The organism is Bacillus cereus group sp. RP32 (genome assembly GCF_040459735.1).
GTDB classification, from domain to species: domain Bacteria; phylum Bacillota; class Bacilli; order Bacillales; family Bacillaceae_G; genus Bacillus_A; species Bacillus_A wiedmannii.
On sequence record NZ_JARVHO010000001.1, the window covers coordinates 5,180,001 to 5,196,420 of the forward strand.

A 16,420-nucleotide genomic window follows, 5' to 3' on the forward strand; every position below is an offset into this window, starting at 1 on the left:
TTCCAATTAAACGATGTAAAATAAGTAACTGATATGCATTACATAATAAAAGTGGTATCACCATTAAATACAACCAATCTGTGTCATTAATACGAAGCGCTGGTACCCACTCAAGAATTGTTACAACAACCATAAAGAACAAAGCGGGCACAAATGCCTTTCTATTCGTTTCTTTACTTTTTATGTAAGCAACAATCGCCCCAAACAAAAATAATACACCTGCAACAAGTATGTTATTCCCTAACGAAACTTCCCCATTTGCAATCAATACGGATCTTAAATACACGAAATCAAATAAAACGAATGCAATAAAGAAGAGCTGGACTGCATTCCATAAAGAAGGTGACCTGAACATCCCCAGTCCAAAACGATGGATTGTTAAATAGGCAAAGAACCCCATTTGACTTATAACACTAAAAATAAATCCTACACCCATCAACCAGAAGGAAACTGCTAAAATCTCCTTTCCGTCGAAATTTTGAAAAAATTTAGCGTACTTGTCCCACTCCAAAACAAACCCAATAATGACCGTGCTAATCCCACCTAGAAACAACGTCGTAAAAAACAGGCGTACCCACTTGCGGCTATTCACAACACATCCCCCATTATCCTTATATTTCTAATTAAATTGTATCAATGACAATTTCAAAAAGCTAGCCATGTTCATGTATAAATTCCTTAAAGATATTTATATTAAAAAGAGAGAACTGTGTTGAAAGGAGTTCCAACTTATGAAACGGATGCTGCTCGTTTTGACTTCTTCTTTTCTATTTCTTGTACTTGTAGCATGTGCACAAGGAAAAGAAGCAAAGTCCGAACTTGATTATGATCAAACGAAGAAAATGATTGTTGATATTTTAAAAACCGATCAAGGTAAGAAAGCCATTCAAGATGTGTTAACTGATGAAAAAATGAAACAAGCACTCATACTAGATGAAACAGTAGTAAAGAAAACGATTGAAGATGCAATGGTATCCGACAAAGGGCAACAATTCTGGGAAAAGCTCTTTAAAGACCCTGAGTTCTCATCGAAATTCGCTAAAAGTATGGGGAAAGAACAAACAACCTTAATGAAAACATTACTAAAAGACCCTGAATACCAAGCAGGCGTTATAGAAATTATGAAAAACCCTGAAGTAGAAAAAATAATGTTACAAACAATGAAGAGCAAAGAATACCGCCAATATTTACAACAAGTACTAACAGAAACTGCTGAAAGCCCACTCTTCCAAGCTAAGATGATTGATATTATTAGTAAAGGTGTACAAAAGGCCGAAAAAAGTGGATCTGATAAAAAAGAAGCAGGCGGTGAAGGTGGTTCCCAAGACGGTAAAAAGGAGCAACAGTAAAAATAATAATTATAATAATGAGTGGACAAGATATGTATCGTCCACTCATTATTATTTTATTTTTGCGCGACAGCTATTTTATCAATTACTGTCTCAGCTATCGTACGATAAATAAGACCCGTCGTATGTGTATCTTCATATACTGAAGGCGCAAAGTCATCTTTATTCCAATCAGGTTGTTGAAGCGGGATTCGGCCAAGTACTTCTGTTTGAAGTTCTGTAGCTAATTTATCTCCTCCACCTCTTCCAAACACATATTCTTTTTCACCAGTTGTTTTACTTTCAAAATACGCCATATTTTCAACAACACCAAGAATACTATGTTCTGTACGTAAAGCCATGGCTCCAGCACGCGCTGCCACAAATGCCGCTGTTGGATGTGGCGTTGTTACAATAATCTCTTTACAAGCTGGCAACATTGAGTGTAAGTCTAGCGCAACATCACCTGTACCCGGTGGTAAATCTAAAACTAAATAGTCTAAATCGCCCCACTCTACTTCTGTAAAGAAGTGATTTAACATTTTCCCAAGCATAGGGCCTCTCCAAATAACCGGTGCATTATCTTCTACAAAGAATCCCATTGAAATTACCTTTACACCTAGACGCTCCACCGGAATGATTCTATCTCCTCTTACAACAGGACGTTTTTCTATCCCCATCATATCCGGTACGCTAAAACCATAAATATCAGCATCAATGATACCAACCTTTTTACCTAGACGAGCTAAAGCAATAGCAAGGTTAACAGAAACTGTTGATTTTCCGACTCCACCTTTTCCACTCGCCACTGCTAAAAATGTTGTTTTTGAATTTGGTGACAATAAAGATTCAGTTTGCTCTTCTTCCTGTTCCGGTGCAAACTGAGCTAATTCCTCTTCTGTAAATTCTGCAAAGCGAAGCCCTACTGTTGCTGCTCCTAGTTCTTTTACTAATTTTACAATTCCAGATTGCAATTGCATTTGTTCCGCTGTACCGGTTTTTACAATTGCAATTTTAACACTTACATGTTCCTTCTCAGGCTTAACTGTTACCTCTTTAATTGCACCTGTTTCTTTTAACGTTTTATGTAAAAACGGATCTACAATCCCTTCTAACGCTTCCACTACTTGCTCTTTCGTTACCATAGTTAGCCCAGCCCCCTGTATGAAAAATAACGTAATGTTAATTAAATTTATCTCTCTTTATTTTTGAAATAAATGCGTTTACATTTCCAGTATAACATATTTTCGGAAAACTTCGTTAACGAGAGAAATTCAAAAAATCCTCCTTATTCTGGAGGATTCCCTTTTTCCGTGAAATAACGTAATATACCACGATATACTGCAGCCGCTACCTTTTGCTGATATTTCTCCGAATTTAACATATACCTTTCGTTTACATTCGATAAAAAGCCAGCTTCAATTAGAGCACCTGGTGTTTTCGCATACTTCAATAAATACACATGAGAAATTGTTTTAGCAGAACGATTCGTATTCTCTAAACTCGTTCTCAATTCAGCTTGTATAAATTTCGCAGCACGTTCATTTTCAACCGAAGAACGATAGTAGAACGTTTGTGCGCCTTTCGATCCACTACTAGTTAAAGCATTTAAATGAATACTCGCAAAAAAGTCTACATCAGGCTTATTAATAATCTCTACACGCTTTTTTAAATCCTCTGCTTTACGTCTACTATATGATTTTGTATCTTTCTGAGCTAAATCATAATCTCCCTCACGTGTTAAAATAACTAGTGCACCTTGTTCTTGTAAATAATCTTGTACCTTCTTTGTAATTTCAAGCGTAATATCTTTTTCTATAATATCTTTTCCACCAACAGCCCCTCCGTCTGGCCCACCATGCCCAGCATCTAATACAATCACTTTCCCTGATAAGGGTAAATTCCAAGCTCGCCACGATTTTGTAATTTGAAATTCTTGTTTGACTAAAAAAAACAAAACAACCGCAGCGAGTGCAAAAGAGATAATTCGAATTCTCTTCATACCTTTCCTCCTCCAGCTAGTCCCTCTAATTACTTATATGGGACAAGAGGAAAGTTTATGCTTGTCTTAATGAAGCTTTAATCGATATCTTCTTTCACCTTTTTCATATCCTTCCTGCCACCATAAGCCGATAAACTGCTGGCAAGATTCAAAAAGTAATTCCTCATCTTGTAACTTAATTTCCCGCATAGTCATGCTCGTTAAAAATTGGAATAGTGTTTCCGTTAATTGTTGCTCTTCTTCTAAGGCTCTATATTTCACATCAAAGAATGATTCACCATAATAACCAAACTTACTGTATCTCGCTCCTAATAAATACGATTCTATCCCTAATTCAATACAGTAATCTTCATACTGACGATGAAGTTCCTGCATCTGAAAGGCATCCCTAATATTTGAACGTAATGTTTTTAATGATAATTCTCGCAGCATCTTCCGTTCATATTTCAACTGCTTTTCTTTTTGTTTTTCTTGTAAGCTGACAATGACATTCATAGTACTTATAAACCTCCCTAATACGTATTAGTCTAAACTTCTAAAGAAGAAGCATACGCGAGAGAATAGCACTAAAATATTCCAAACTACAAAAATTACAAAAGAGGAATGAAACATAAAAAAACCCCAACCAAAATGGTTGGGGTTTGTAGTTCGCAAAAATTAACGTTTTGAGAACTGAGGTGCACGACGTGCGCCTTTAAGACCGTATTTTTTACGCTCTTTCATACGTGCGTCACGAGTTAATAGACCTGCACGTTTTAGTGTTAGACGGTATTCTGGATCAGCTTTTAATAAAGCGCGAGAAATACCGTGACGAATAGCACCAGCTTGACCAGTGTATCCACCACCATTTACGTTTACAAGTACATCGTAGTTACCTAAAGTTTCTGTTGCAACTAGAGGTTGTTTCACTACTTCACGTAATGCAGCAAATGGGATATAGTTTTCAAAATCACGACCGTTAATGATAACGCGTCCTTCGCCTGGAACTAGGCGTACGCGCGCTACTGAACTCTTACGACGTCCAGTGCCATAGTATTGAACCTGTGCCAAAGTAAGCCCTCCTTTAATTGATTATCCGCGAAGTTCGTAAACTTCTGGTTTTTGTGCTTGGTGTGGATGCTCTGCTCCAGCATACACGTTTAATTTCTTAGATACTTGACGTCCTAAACGTCCTTTTGGAAGCATCCCTTTAATTGCAAGCTCTAACATTTGTACAGGGTAGTTTGTACGCATTTCTAGAGCTGTTCTTTGTTTAAGTCCACCTGGGTGGTTAGTGTGACGGTAGTAAATTTTATCGTTTAATTTATTACCTGTTAAATGAATTTTTTCAGCGTTAATAATAATTACATGATCACCCGTGTCAACGTGTGGTGTAAATGTAGGTTTGTTTTTACCGCGTAAAATAGATGCTACTTCAGTAGATAGGCGACCTAAAGTTTGACCTTCAGCATCAACCACATACCATTTACGCTCAACTTCGTTAGCTTTTGCCATAAAAGTCGTACGCATGTGTTTCCCTCCTCGTTATCTTTTCCATAGAAAAAATCTATTGTTTATCTTAAACACGATTTCCTTCCGGGGCTAATCGTGGTTTTAGAAACAATACCATATGTTATGATATACTTTTGAGTTTCTAATGTCAAGCAAATGTTACACCAGGATTAGTTGTTATAGTTTACCTGCCATAAGTAAAGTCCATGACCTGGAGCCATCTTTCCAGCAAACTGACGATTTTGTTTCGCTAAAATCTCTGGAATGCTATCAGGATCAAGCTTTCCTTGCCCTACGCTAAGTAACGTACCAACAATAATTCTGACCATATTATATAAAAATCCATTACCTACAAAACGAAAAATTAATTCATCGCCTTGCTCAATTAACTCAATTTCATAAATCGTTCGCACCTTATCTTTTTTGTCAGTTTTTGCCGAACAAAAAGAAGTGAAATCATGCGTTCCAATAAAATAAGGAATCGCCTTTCTTATAGAGCTTATTTCGAGCGGATATGGATATTGATATACGTAATTTCTACGGAATACATCCGCAGTCTTTGATAATAATACACGATAACGATATTCTTTTCTCTCGACACCGTAACGCGCATGAAATTCTTCTGTTTTTTTCTCTACCTGTCTGATAACAATATCATCTGGCAACATTGTGTTTAATGCATTACTCCATTGCCACTCTTCAAGCGACAACGGTGTATCAAAGTGTATGACTTGTCCTTTAGCGTGAACGGTAGAATCCGTTCTGCCCGATGCCTGAACACGAACAAGCGCTCCTTTATGCAATTTCTGCAAAGCTTTCTCAATCTCTTGTTGAACAGTACGATGCTGCGGCTGAATTTGATAACCACAAAAATGCATGCCATCATATGCAACCGTACATTTTATTCTATCCATTTCTCTATTCTCCATTACGATCGCACCCATGCCAAAATACAAGCTAAACAAAGTAAGCTTATTATCGTTACTGTATCACTTGTTTTCCAGCGTAGTTGCCTAAATTTAGTACGTCCTTCACCATTTTGATACCCACGTGCTTCCATAGCAATTGCTAAGTCCTCAGCACGCTTAAAAGCACTGATAAATAGAGGAACGAGTAGTGAAATAATAGCTTTCATCCTATCTTTTATCGGTCCTCCTGCGAAATCAATACCGCGTGAAGATTGTGCCTTCATTATTTTACTCGTTTCATCCATTAATGTTGGAATAAAACGAAGAGAAATTGACATCATTAATGCGATTTCATGAACAGGAACTTTTATACGTTTCAACGGCTTTAATAACGTCTCCAAACCATCTGTAATCTCAATAGGTGTCGTCGTTAACGTTAATAATGTCGTCATTAAAATAATAACGAAGAATCGTATAGAAATGTATATCCCTTGCTCTAATCCTTTTTCATGTATCGAAAACCAACCAAGCTGGAATAGTACTTCCCCTTCTTTATTTGTAAAAATATGCAGGAAAAATGTAAAAAGAAAAATCCATAGAATTGGTTTTAAGCCCGAAAGTACATAACGAATCGGCACTTTTGCAAAAAATAAAGCAATGAGTGCATATAAAAATAAAAATCCATATGAAATCGCATTATTTGCTAAGAAAACAACAAATACATATAAAAAGACAATCAGCAGCTTCGTACGTGGATCAAGTTGATGAATAAGAGACTTCCCTGGAATATATCTTCCAATAATCAACTGCTGCATGATTCATGACCACCTTTTCGTAACACCTGCACAACTTCATGAGTAAGATCCTCTAAAGATAAGGTAGCCTTTGGGATTGAAATGCCAAACTTCTCTTCAATTGCACGTTTATACTTTAAAGACATAGGAAGATCCACGCCAATTTTCTCTAGTTCATCAGCATGTGAAAATACTTCCTCTGCACTTCCTTGCAAAAAGACCGTTCCTTTATGCATGACTACAATCTGCTCCGCATACTTAGCAGCATCCTCCATATTATGTGTTACTAGGATAACTGTAAGACCTTTTTCCTTATGCAGCTTATAAAACATCTCCATAAGTTCATTCTGCCCTTTTGGATCTAGTCCTGCTGTAGGTTCATCTAATACAAGCACTTCGGGTTCCATCGCCAATACACCCGCTATCGCAACACGCCTCATTTGCCCACCACTTAACTCAAACGGTGAACGTGTTAACAGTTCTGGCTCTAACCCTACAAGTTCAATTGCCTCTCTTGCCTTTTGCTTCGCTTCTTCTACAGATACCCCAAAATTAGTAGGGCCGAAACAAATATCCTTCTCCACAGTCTCTTCAAACAACTGATGTTCTGGGAATTGAAAGACAACCCCTACCTTTTTACGTAGTGGCTTTAGCTTTTTTTCTTTCTTTCCTGCCGAAATGAAATGTTCACCAATTTGAACTATGCCATTCGTCGGCTGCAATAAACCATTTAAATGTTGAATCATCGTCGACTTACCTGAACCAGTATGACCGATAATGGCATAATAGCCCCCACTTGGAAACGACACGTCTACATCATAAAGTGCGCGTCTTTCAAATGGAGTTTTATATTGATAACGATGTTCTACTTTTTGGAATGTAATCTCCAAAGTTCGTTCACCAAGCTTTCCATTGTAAGATGCGTATTTTGCAAGAGAATTTCATTTCTTTTTAATAATTCTGCTATTTTCACTGAAAATGGTACATCTAATCCAATTTCCTGGAGCATATGAGAGGACTTGAAGATTTGCTTTGGAGTCCCTTCCTCTAATATTTCTCCCTTGTTTAAAATAATGACACGATCTGATTGTGCCGCTTCTTCTAAATCGTGCGTAATTGATAACACGGTAATACCTTTTTGATTAACAAGTTGTCTAACCGTTTCTACTACTTCACGTCTCCCTTGAGGATCTAACATTGACGTTGCTTCATCTAATATCAAAATAGATGGCTGAAGTGCTAAAACGCCTGCTATTGCCACTCGCTGCTTTTGCCCACCAGATAACGAATGAGGTTCATCATTAAGAAAATCTTCCATACGGACAAGTTTGAGAGCCTGATTTAATCTTTCTACCATTTGCTCTCTTGGCATTCCGATATTCTCTAAGCCAAAAACAACGTCGTCTTGCACTGTCGTTCCAACAAATTGATTGTCTGGATTTTGAAATACCATCCCAATTTGTTTTCGAACATCCCATACCGTTTCCTCTGATAAAACCATTGTATCATTTACTGTAATAGTCCCTGTTTCCGGCAAAAACAAACCATTCAATAATTTTGCAAGTGTAGACTTCCCTGAACCGTTTTGTCCAATAACAGATACCCATTCTCCCTCATACAAGGCAAATGAAACATCTTTTAATGCATAAGTGGCTGCCCCAGGATATTGAAATGATATATTTTCTGTCCGAAGTTTCTCTTTTTTCAATACAAGGCACCCTTTCCTTCGCCAAGTTAGCCTATTTTTATATTTAAAAAAAAGGGCCATGACCAGTTTCTTGAAAAGAACTGTCCTGCCCTTTTAATTATCATTATACTAACTCGATAATTACCATTGGTGCTGCGTCTCCGCGACGTGGACCAATTTTTGCAATACGAGTGTATCCGCCTTGGCGCTCAGCATAGCGTGGAGCTACATCAGCGAATAATTTTTGAAGTGCATCTTGACCAGTCTCAGCGTTAGCTACTTCATTGCGAATGAAAGCTGCTGCTTGACGACGAGCGTGAAGATCTCCGCGTTTACCTAAAGTGATCATTTTTTCCACTACAGAACGAAGTTCTTTTGCACGAGTTTCTGTCGTTTGGATGCGCTCGTTGATAATTAAATCAGTAGCTAAATCACGTAACATAGCTTTACGTTGCGCACTTGTACGGCCTAATTTTCTGTATGCCATTCGTAGTTCCCTCCTTTGTTGATGGGTTTAAATCCTCAGTCGTCTTTACGTAAACCTAAACCTAATTCCTCAAGCTTATGTTTAACTTCTTCTAAGGATTTACGTCCTAAGTTACGAACTTTCATCATATCTTCTTCTGTTTTGTTCGCAAGCTCTTGTACAGTATTAATTCCTGCACGTTTTAGGCAATTATAAGAACGAACAGAAAGATCTAGTTCTTCGATAGTCATCTCAAGAACTTTCTCTTTTTGATCTTCTTCCTTCTCGACCATAATCTCAGCATTTTGTGCTTCATCAGTTAAACCAACAAAGATATTTAAATGCTCAGTTAAGATTTTGGCACCTAAAGAGATAGCTTCTTTTGGCCCGATGCTTCCATCCGTCCATACATCAAGCGTAAGCTTATCATAATTAGCCACTTGTCCGACACGTGTCTTTTCCACTTGGTAAGTCACACGTGATACTGGAGTATAAATAGAATCAATAGGAATTACTCCTATTGGTTGATCTTCGCTTTTATTTGCATCAGCTGGCGTATACCCACGGCCACGCTTTGCAGTTAAACGCATGCGGAAATGCGCATTTTTTGCTAACGTTGCAATGTGTAAATCTGGATTTAAGATTTCTACATCACTATCATGAGTAATATCAGCAGCTGTGACAATACCTTCGCCCTGCACATCAATTTCCAACGTCTTCTCTTCTTCAGAGTAGATTTTAAGAGCTAACTTTTTCAAGTTTAAGATGATCGTCGTAACGTCTTCTACTACGCCCTCAACTGTTGAAAATTCATGTAATACGCCATCGATTTGGATAGCAGTAACAGCGGCACCAGGGAGTGAGGATAAAAGAATACGACGTAAGGAGTTACCCAAAGTAGTACCATATCCACGCTCAAGCGGTTCAATTACGAATTTACCATATTTAGCATCTTCGTTAAGTTCAACCGTTTCGATTTTCGGCTTTTCGATTTCAATCATTAACTAAACCCTCCTTCAAAACGTCGAAACCCCGGTTAAACAAAGGGATACCCCCTGTCTAACCGAAAGTCCCCCTTAGGCAGTTCCCGATTGTGCACAACAAGCGATGTTTCTGTACGAAATTTCTCGATAATGCATCATATCCATTATAGACAAAAGGGAAAATTCTATACAGAAAAATTACACACGACGACGTTTTGGTGGACGACATCCATTATGAGGAACTGGAGTAACATCTCTAATTGCTGTTACTTCTAGACCTGCAGCTTGAAGAGCACGAATTGCAGCTTCACGACCAGCACCAGGACCTTTAACAGTAACCTCTAAAGTTTTTAAACCGTGCTCCATTGCAACTTTAGCAGCAGCTTCAGCAGCCATTTGCGCAGCGAATGGAGTAGACTTACGAGATCCACGGAAACCAAGTGCACCAGCACTAGACCAAGAAAGTGCGTTACCATGAGTATCTGTAAGTGTTACGATTGTGTTGTTGAAAGTAGAACGAATATGAGCTATACCAGCTTCAATATTCTTTTTCACACGTTTTTTACGAGTGTTTGTTTTACGTGCCATTGTTAGTTCAACCTCCTTTACTTATTATTTCTTTTTATTTGCTACTGTACGACGTGGACCTTTACGTGTACGAGCATTGTTTTTAGAGTTTTGACCACGAACTGGTAAACCACGACGGTGACGAAGACCACGGTAAGAACCGATCTCCATTAGACGTTTAATGTTAAGAGATACTTCACGACGAAGGTCTCCCTCAACTTTAATACGATCGATGATATCACGGATACGTCCTAGTTCGTCTTCCGTTAAATCACGAACTCGTGTTTCTGAAGAAATACCAGCTTCAGTTAGAATTTTTTCAGCAGTTGTGCGACCAATGCCGAATACGTAAGTTAAAGAAATAACAACGCGTTTGTCTCGAGGAATATCTACACCTGCGATACGTGCCATTCTGAATGCACCTCCTTCTGATTAACCTTGTTTTTGTTTATGTTTAGGGTTTTCACAAATAACCATTACTTTTCCACGTCTACGAATAACTTTACATTTTTCGCAGATTGGTTTAACTGACGGTCTTACTTTCATGTCTCGAACCTCCTTAAAGATTACGGAGTGCTATATTATTTAAAACGGTACGTAATACGACCACGATTTAAATCGTACGGAGATAATTCTACCGTAACTTTGTCTCCTGGTAAAATACGAATGAAGTTCATACGGATTTTACCAGAAACGTGAGCCAATACGACATGCCCATTCTCTAATTCTACTTTGAACATAGCATTTGGCAACGTTTCAAGAACGGTACCTTCGACTTCAATTACATCATCTTTAGCCATTCAATAGTTCTCCCTTCTTCAAATCAGTAACATTTTACACTGCTCTGAAATCCCGGAGAGCCAGCTACTTATAAAGTGGTAAGGATTTCGTATCCTGCTTCTGTAAGAGCAATCGTGTGCTCAAAGTGTGCACACCATTTACCATCTACCGTTACCACTGTCCAGTCATCAGATAGTGTTTTTACATATCGTCTTCCTTGATTCACCATCGGCTCGACACAGATGACCATTCCCGGCTTTAATCTAGGGCCTCTATTTGGTGGACCATAGTGCGGGATTTGAGGGTCCTCATGTAAGTCTTGCCCGATTCCGTGACCAACATACTCCCTAACGATCGAGAACCCATTCTCTTCAGCATGGGTTTGAACCGCATGTGAGATATTTGATAATCTTTCGCCTGGTTTTACTTGTTCTAGACCAAGATACAACGATTTTTCTGTGACATCAAGTAGCTTTTGAACAGATTCAGAAATGTTTCCAACTGGATACGTCCATGCAGAATCTCCATGGTACCCATTGTATTTCGCACCAATATCGATACTGATGATATCGCCCTCTTCGAGCTTGCGCTTCCCTGGAATTCCGTGTACAAGCTCTTCATTTACAGAAGCACATATGCTCCCCGGAAATCCGTTGTATCCTTTAAAAGATGGCGTAGCACCATATTTTTGAATCGTCTTTTCCGCTATTTGATCGAGCTCTTTCGTTGTAATTCCTGGAGTAATATGCTGTTTCAACTCTTGATGAGTTAAAGCAACGATCCTGCCAGCTTCTCGCATGATTTCTATCTCGCGAGGAGTTTTGCAGATGATCATTACGCTAAGCCTCCGATGAGAACATCGATATCAGCAAATACTTTATTGATATCTTGCTCACCATTAATGCTTTGTAAGTAACCAAGCTCCTCGTAGAAATCAAGCAAAGGTTTTGTTTGCTTAATATTTACATCTAAACGATTTGCCACAGTTTCTTCATTGTCATCAGAGCGTTGATATAATTCGCCACCACATTTATCGCACACATCAGCTTTTGCTGGTGGATTGAATTCTAAGTGGTAAGTCGCACCGCACTCTTTACAAATGCGACGGCCTGTAAGGCGTGTTAATAACAACCCTGAATCCACATTAATGTTTAAAACATAGTCGATTTTTTTACCAAGATCTTTCATAATCTCTTCAAGAGCTGATGCTTGTGCAACAGTTCGTGGGAAACCGTCTAGTAAGAAACCTCTTACGCAGTCTTCTTGACTTAAACGTTCACGAACGATTCCGATTGTAACTTCATCTGGAACAAGTGCACCTTTATCAATAAAAGATTTTGCTTGTAGACCCATTTCAGTTTCAGCCTTCATAGCTGCACGGAACATATCTCCTGTTGAAATGTGAGGGATGTTATACTTGGCAACAATCTGTTCGGCTTGTGTACCTTTACCAGCACCAGGAAGCCCCATTAAAATTAAGTTCATCCTTGTTCCCCCTCAGAGTACATGAGCATGTAGGGAAGACAATTCTTCCCACTTACTCATTGCTTGATAAACCCTTTGTAATGGCGTTTTACCAGTTGACTTTCTAGCTGCTTCATTGTTTCTAAAGCAACGCCGACAACGATTAACATACTCGTTCCACCAATCTGTGCAGATGGAGGAAGATTTCCCAATTTCGTAAAGATAACTGGTAAGATTGCAATCGCTGCTAGGAAAATTGATCCTACAAAGGTCAAACGATACAAGATTTTTGTTAGATATTGTTCCGTATTCTTACCCGGACGAATACCTGGAACATATCCACCTTGTTTGTTTAGATTCTCTGACATTTGCTCTGGATTAACCTGAACAAACGCATAGAAATATGTGAAGGCTACAATGAGCGCAACATATATGATCATTCCCACTGGGTGAGAATAGTTAAAGTTTGCAATGATCCACTGCGATACATCATGATTCGGGAAGAACTGTGCAATAGTTGGAGGCGTAATTAAGAATGAAACAGCAAAAATGACTGGAATAACACCCGCACTATTTACCTTAAGGGGTAAATGTGTGTTTTGTGCTCCAGCATGATTCCCATTCCCTCCTGTTACACGCTTCGCATATTGAATTGGGATCTTTCTAACAGCCTGTTGAATGAAAATAACACCAACAATAACCGCTAGCACAGCTAGTAAGATCAATGCAACTTTAACGATACTCATGAACAATTGATCTCCGATATTTTGAAACTGTTGTTGATACACTTGAGATATAACACTTGGGATCGCTGCGGCAATACCGCCAAAGATAAGGATGGAAATACCATTACCTACACCTTTAGCTGTAATCTGTTCACCTAACCACATTAAAAATGCAGTACCAGCAGTCAGTACCGTAGCAATGTATAAATAAGTGCTCCAACCAGGATTCAAAATTAATTGCCCACCTACCATACCGTTAAAACCAATTGACATACCAAACCCCTGAATAAACGCAAGAACAATTGTAAAGTAACGCGTGAATTGCGTTAGTTTACGACGGCCCATTTCACCTTGCTTCGACCATTCCGAAAATTTAGGAACAACATCCATCTGCAATAATTGCACGATGATGGATGCTGTAATATACGGCATGATTCCCATCGCGAAGATGGAGAAGTTTTTCAAGGCGCCACCGCCAAATGTATTTAGGATACCTAAGGCATTTAATTGATCTTGTGCTTTCAGTACGTCTCCATTTGTAAATGGCACTGGGATAAACGTGCCAATTCTGAATACGATTAACATCGCTAAAGTGAATAATATTTTACGTCTTATCTCAGCAACGCGCATAAAGTTGGAGATTGTACGAAACATTAGATCACCTCAACTGATCCGCCAGCTGCTTCAATTGCTTCTTTAGCACTTGAAGAGAACTTGTGCGCTTTAACAGTTAATTTTTTCTCTACTGCGCCGCTTGCAAGAATTTTAACACCGTCGTTTAACTTGCTGATAACGCCAGTTTCCAGCAATAATTCAGGTGTTACTTCTGTACCATCTTCAAAACGATTTAACGTTGATAAGTTTACAATAGTAAACTCTTTACGGTTAATGTTTGTGAAGCCGCGTTTTGGTAAACGACGGAATAATGGAGTTTGACCACCTTCGAAGCCAAGACGAACACCGCCACCAGAACGTGCGTTTTGTCCTTTATGACCTTTACCAGCAGTTTTACCGTTACCAGAACCGATACCACGACCGACACGGTTACGTACTTTACGAGAACCTTCTGCAGGTTTTAATTCATGAAGTTTCATTCCCAGGCACCTCCTTATATTAATGAGTTATCCTTAAGCTTCTGTTACAGTTATAAGGTGAGAAACTTTGTTGATCATACCAAGAATAGCAGGAGTTTCTTCCTTAACTACAGTTGAATTCAACTTTTTAAGACCTAAAGCTTCTACCGTCGCACGTTGATCTTGTGGACGACCAATTACACTACGAGTGAGGGTAATTTCTAACTTTTTCGCCATTTGTTTTCCCTCCTTAACCTAGTAGCTCTTCTACAGATTTACCGCGTAATTTTGCAACATCTTCAGCGCGCTTAAGTTCGCTTAATCCGTTCACAGTAGCGCGAATCATGTTGATTGGTGTGTTAGAACCAAGAGATTTCGAAAGAATATCTTGTACACCAGCTAATTCAAGTACCGCACGAACAGGTCCACCAGCAATAACACCAGTACCTTCAGCAGCAGGTTTTAAGAATACTTCACCAGCTCCAAAATGACCGTTGATTGTGTGTGGAATTGTTGTACCAACTAATGGTACAGCGATTAAGTTTTTCTTAGCGTCTTCGATAGCTTTGCGGATTGCGTCTGGTACCTCTTGTGCTTTACCAGTACCGAATCCAACATGACCGTTTTTATCGCCAACTACAACTAGTGCAGCAAAGCGGAAACGACGACCACCCTTAACAACTTTCGCGACACGATTTATCGTAACTACACGTTCTTCAAGTTCTAATTTACTTGGGTCAATGCGATGCATCAATTTTCCCTCCTTTGACCATTAAAATTGTAATCCAGCCTCACGAGCAGCCTCAGCTAGAGCTTTAACACGGCCATGGTATAAGTAACCACCGCGATCGAATACTACTTCTTTAACGCCTTTCTCTACAGCACGCTTAGCAACTGATTCTCCTACTTTCGTAGCAGCTTCAGTATTGCTAGTACCGTTAAGAGCAAGGTCTTTATCAAGAGTAGATGCACTTACTAACGTTACACCATTTACATCATCAATAACTTGAGCGTAAATATGTTGGTTAGAACGGAACACGTTTAAACGTGGACGTTCTGCAGTACCAGTAAGTTTAGCACGTACACGTGCATGTCTTTTCTTACGAGTCGCATTTTTATCAGCTTTAGTGATCATTCTTGTCACTCCTTTCTCTCACCTAACGGGTTTACTTAGCAGTTTTACCTTCTTTACGACGAACAACTTCGCCTTCGTAACGAATACCTTTACCTTTATAAGGCTCAGGAGCACGTACAGCACGGATGTTAGCAGCAAATTCGCCAACACGTTGCTTGTCGATACCTTTGATTACGATTTTAGTTGGTACAGGTACTTCAACTTCAAGACCTGCTTCCGGAGTCATTTCTACTGGATGAGAATAACCTACGCTTAATACAAGTTTATCTCCTTGTTTTTGAGCACGGTAACCAACACCGACTAATTCAAGTCCGCGTGCGAAACCTGTAGTTACACCTTCAACCATGTTTCCGATTAAAGCACGAGTTGTACCGTGTAATGCACGGTGTTCCTTCTGTTCAGATGGACGCTCAACTGTTAGTGTATTTTCTTCAATTTTGATAGACATATCAGCATTGAATTTACGAGTTAATTCACCTTTAGGGCCTTTTACTGCTACAGTATTGTCTTCTGCAATTGTAATAGTAACACCTGCAGGGATTTCAAGAATCTTTTTACCAATACGAGACATGTGGTCACACCTCCGTTCGTTTTAAATATATATTACCAAACGTATGCTACTACTTCTCCACCAGTTTGTAATTGACGAGCGTCTTTGTCTGTCATTACTCCCTTAGATGTAGAAACAAGAGCGATACCTAATCCGTTAAGTACACGTGGTACTTCATCAGCTTTAGCGTAAACGCGTAAGCCAGGTTTACTGATACGTTTTAATCCAGTGATTACACGTTCATTGTTTGCACCATATTTCAGGAAAATACGAAGGATACCTTGTTTGTTATCCTCGATGTATTCTACATCACGAATGAAACCTTCACGTTTTAAAAGTTCAGCGATCTCTTTTTTGATTTTAGAAGCAGGAACCTCTAATTTCTCATGACGTACCATGTTCGCATTACGGATGCGAGTAAGCATGTCTGCAATTGGATCTGTCATCACCATGTGTTTTACCTCCTT

The 16,420-nt window shown here is 39.0% G+C and carries 26 protein-coding genes (1 of these 26 running past the window's edge); 1 reads left to right on the forward strand and 25 read right to left on the reverse strand.

Annotated features, from left to right (window positions below; translation table 11 throughout):
• On the reverse strand, window positions 1-592 hold the 5' portion of the coding sequence (gene kbaA / locus QCI46_RS26595) for a KinB signaling pathway activation protein KbaA (protein ID WP_353841795.1). It extends 20 nt beyond the left edge of the window; the window shows 592 of its 612 coding nt (coding positions 1-592); its start codon is at window positions 590-592; the stop codon falls past the left edge of the window.
• A gap of 139 nt (window positions 593-731) precedes the next feature.
• Between kbaA and gerD the strand changes: the two genes are divergently transcribed.
• Complete coding sequence (gene gerD, locus QCI46_RS26600; protein ID WP_087983920.1) at window positions 732-1,349, forward strand: spore germination protein GerD; 618 nt, start codon at window positions 732-734, stop codon at window positions 1,347-1,349.
• A 56-nt stretch (window positions 1,350-1,405) separates the two neighbouring features.
• Here the strand turns inward: gerD and QCI46_RS26605 are convergent, their stop codons facing one another.
• The 24 genes from QCI46_RS26605 to rpsH form a co-directional block, all read right to left on the reverse strand.
• Window positions 1,406-2,473: an Mrp/NBP35 family ATP-binding protein gene (locus QCI46_RS26605; protein WP_000256609.1), complete on the reverse strand. Its 1,068-nt coding sequence runs from the start codon at window positions 2,471-2,473 to the stop codon at window positions 1,406-1,408.
• Between the two features lie 143 nt (window positions 2,474-2,616).
• Complete coding sequence (cwlD, locus tag QCI46_RS26610; RefSeq protein ID WP_000822446.1) at window positions 2,617-3,330, reverse strand: N-acetylmuramoyl-L-alanine amidase CwlD; 714 nt, start codon at window positions 3,328-3,330, stop codon at window positions 2,617-2,619.
• Between the two features lie 66 nt (window positions 3,331-3,396).
• Window positions 3,397-3,825: a YbaK family protein gene (locus QCI46_RS26615; RefSeq protein WP_001101006.1), complete on the reverse strand. Its 429-nt coding sequence runs from the start codon at window positions 3,823-3,825 to the stop codon at window positions 3,397-3,399.
• Window positions 3,826-3,987: 162 nt separating this feature from the next.
• Window positions 3,988-4,380 carry a 30S ribosomal protein S9 gene (rpsI, locus tag QCI46_RS26620; protein WP_000079986.1) on the reverse strand — a complete coding sequence of 131 codons (393 nt, stop codon included), beginning with the start codon at window positions 4,378-4,380 and terminating at the stop codon, window positions 3,988-3,990.
• A gap of 21 nt (window positions 4,381-4,401) precedes the next feature.
• Complete coding sequence (rplM, locus tag QCI46_RS26625) at window positions 4,402-4,839, reverse strand: 50S ribosomal protein L13 (protein WP_001260795.1); 438 nt, start codon at window positions 4,837-4,839, stop codon at window positions 4,402-4,404.
• A 152-nt stretch (window positions 4,840-4,991) separates the two neighbouring features.
• Window positions 4,992-5,735: a tRNA pseudouridine(38-40) synthase TruA gene (truA, locus tag QCI46_RS26630; RefSeq protein ID WP_088061486.1), complete on the reverse strand. Its 744-nt coding sequence runs from the start codon at window positions 5,733-5,735 to the stop codon at window positions 4,992-4,994.
• A gap of 14 nt (window positions 5,736-5,749) precedes the next feature.
• Window positions 5,750-6,544, reverse strand: a complete 795-nt coding sequence (locus QCI46_RS26635; protein WP_087983922.1) for an energy-coupling factor transporter transmembrane component T family protein — start codon at window positions 6,542-6,544, stop codon at window positions 5,750-5,752.
• Complete coding sequence (locus tag QCI46_RS26640; protein ID WP_353841796.1) at window positions 6,532-7,413, reverse strand: energy-coupling factor ABC transporter ATP-binding protein; 882 nt, start codon at window positions 7,411-7,413, stop codon at window positions 6,532-6,534. Before QCI46_RS26640 ends, QCI46_RS26635 begins: the two co-directional genes overlap by 13 nt.
• On the reverse strand, window positions 7,389-8,231 hold the full coding sequence (locus QCI46_RS26645; RefSeq protein ID WP_353841797.1) for an energy-coupling factor ABC transporter ATP-binding protein: 843 nt from the start codon (window positions 8,229-8,231) through the stop codon (window positions 7,389-7,391). The genes QCI46_RS26640 and QCI46_RS26645 overlap by 25 nt, the downstream gene beginning before the upstream one ends.
• Before the next feature lie 103 nt (window positions 8,232-8,334).
• Complete coding sequence (gene rplQ, locus QCI46_RS26650) at window positions 8,335-8,697, reverse strand: 50S ribosomal protein L17 (protein WP_000331490.1); 363 nt, start codon at window positions 8,695-8,697, stop codon at window positions 8,335-8,337.
• 35 nt (window positions 8,698-8,732) lie between these two features.
• A complete protein-coding gene (locus QCI46_RS26655) occupies window positions 8,733-9,677 on the reverse strand; it encodes a DNA-directed RNA polymerase subunit alpha (protein ID WP_000569644.1) in 945 nt (314 codons plus the stop codon).
• Window positions 9,678-9,857: 180 nt separating this feature from the next.
• Entirely contained in the window at window positions 9,858-10,247 is a 390-nt protein-coding gene (rpsK, locus tag QCI46_RS26660) for a 30S ribosomal protein S11 (protein ID WP_000101797.1), read from the reverse strand.
• Between the two features lie 24 nt (window positions 10,248-10,271).
• Window positions 10,272-10,637, reverse strand: coding sequence for a 30S ribosomal protein S13 (rpsM, locus tag QCI46_RS26665; RefSeq protein WP_000090790.1), 366 nt, complete (start codon window positions 10,635-10,637; stop codon window positions 10,272-10,274).
• Between the two features lie 21 nt (window positions 10,638-10,658).
• Window positions 10,659-10,772, reverse strand: coding sequence for a 50S ribosomal protein L36 (gene rpmJ / locus QCI46_RS26670; RefSeq protein WP_000868344.1), 114 nt, complete (start codon window positions 10,770-10,772; stop codon window positions 10,659-10,661).
• Window positions 10,773-10,807: 35 nt separating this feature from the next.
• Window positions 10,808-11,026: a translation initiation factor IF-1 gene (gene infA, locus QCI46_RS26675; protein ID WP_001029884.1), complete on the reverse strand. Its 219-nt coding sequence runs from the start codon at window positions 11,024-11,026 to the stop codon at window positions 10,808-10,810.
• 68 nt (window positions 11,027-11,094) lie between these two features.
• Window positions 11,095-11,841 (reverse strand): type I methionyl aminopeptidase, encoded by a 747-nt coding sequence (gene map / locus QCI46_RS26680; protein WP_000582534.1) that lies wholly within the window; start codon window positions 11,839-11,841, stop codon window positions 11,095-11,097.
• Complete coding sequence (locus QCI46_RS26685; protein ID WP_001048998.1) at window positions 11,841-12,491, reverse strand: adenylate kinase; 651 nt, start codon at window positions 12,489-12,491, stop codon at window positions 11,841-11,843. Before QCI46_RS26685 ends, map begins: the two co-directional genes overlap by 1 nt.
• A gap of 56 nt (window positions 12,492-12,547) precedes the next feature.
• Window positions 12,548-13,849: a preprotein translocase subunit SecY gene (gene secY, locus QCI46_RS26690; RefSeq protein WP_000490119.1), complete on the reverse strand. Its 1,302-nt coding sequence runs from the start codon at window positions 13,847-13,849 to the stop codon at window positions 12,548-12,550.
• Window positions 13,849-14,289 (reverse strand): 50S ribosomal protein L15, encoded by a 441-nt coding sequence (gene rplO, locus QCI46_RS26695; protein ID WP_000766083.1) that lies wholly within the window; start codon window positions 14,287-14,289, stop codon window positions 13,849-13,851. The genes secY and rplO overlap by 1 nt, the downstream gene beginning before the upstream one ends.
• 33 nt (window positions 14,290-14,322) lie before the next feature.
• Window positions 14,323-14,505 carry a 50S ribosomal protein L30 gene (gene rpmD / locus QCI46_RS26700; protein WP_001085232.1) on the reverse strand — a complete coding sequence of 61 codons (183 nt, stop codon included), beginning with the start codon at window positions 14,503-14,505 and terminating at the stop codon, window positions 14,323-14,325.
• A gap of 13 nt (window positions 14,506-14,518) precedes the next feature.
• A complete protein-coding gene (gene rpsE, locus QCI46_RS26705; RefSeq protein WP_000554646.1) occupies window positions 14,519-15,019 on the reverse strand; it encodes a 30S ribosomal protein S5 in 501 nt (166 codons plus the stop codon).
• A gap of 21 nt (window positions 15,020-15,040) precedes the next feature.
• Complete coding sequence (gene rplR / locus QCI46_RS26710; RefSeq protein WP_000628818.1) at window positions 15,041-15,403, reverse strand: 50S ribosomal protein L18; 363 nt, start codon at window positions 15,401-15,403, stop codon at window positions 15,041-15,043.
• A 31-nt stretch (window positions 15,404-15,434) separates the two neighbouring features.
• Entirely contained in the window at window positions 15,435-15,974 is a 540-nt protein-coding gene (rplF, locus tag QCI46_RS26715; RefSeq protein WP_000086550.1) for a 50S ribosomal protein L6, read from the reverse strand.
• Between the two features lie 32 nt (window positions 15,975-16,006).
• The gene (gene rpsH / locus QCI46_RS26720) at window positions 16,007-16,405 is read right to left on the reverse strand and encodes a 30S ribosomal protein S8 (protein WP_000245511.1); all 399 of its coding nucleotides are present in this window, start codon (window positions 16,403-16,405) and stop codon (window positions 16,007-16,009) included.
• Window positions 16,406-16,420 lie beyond the last annotated feature (15 nt).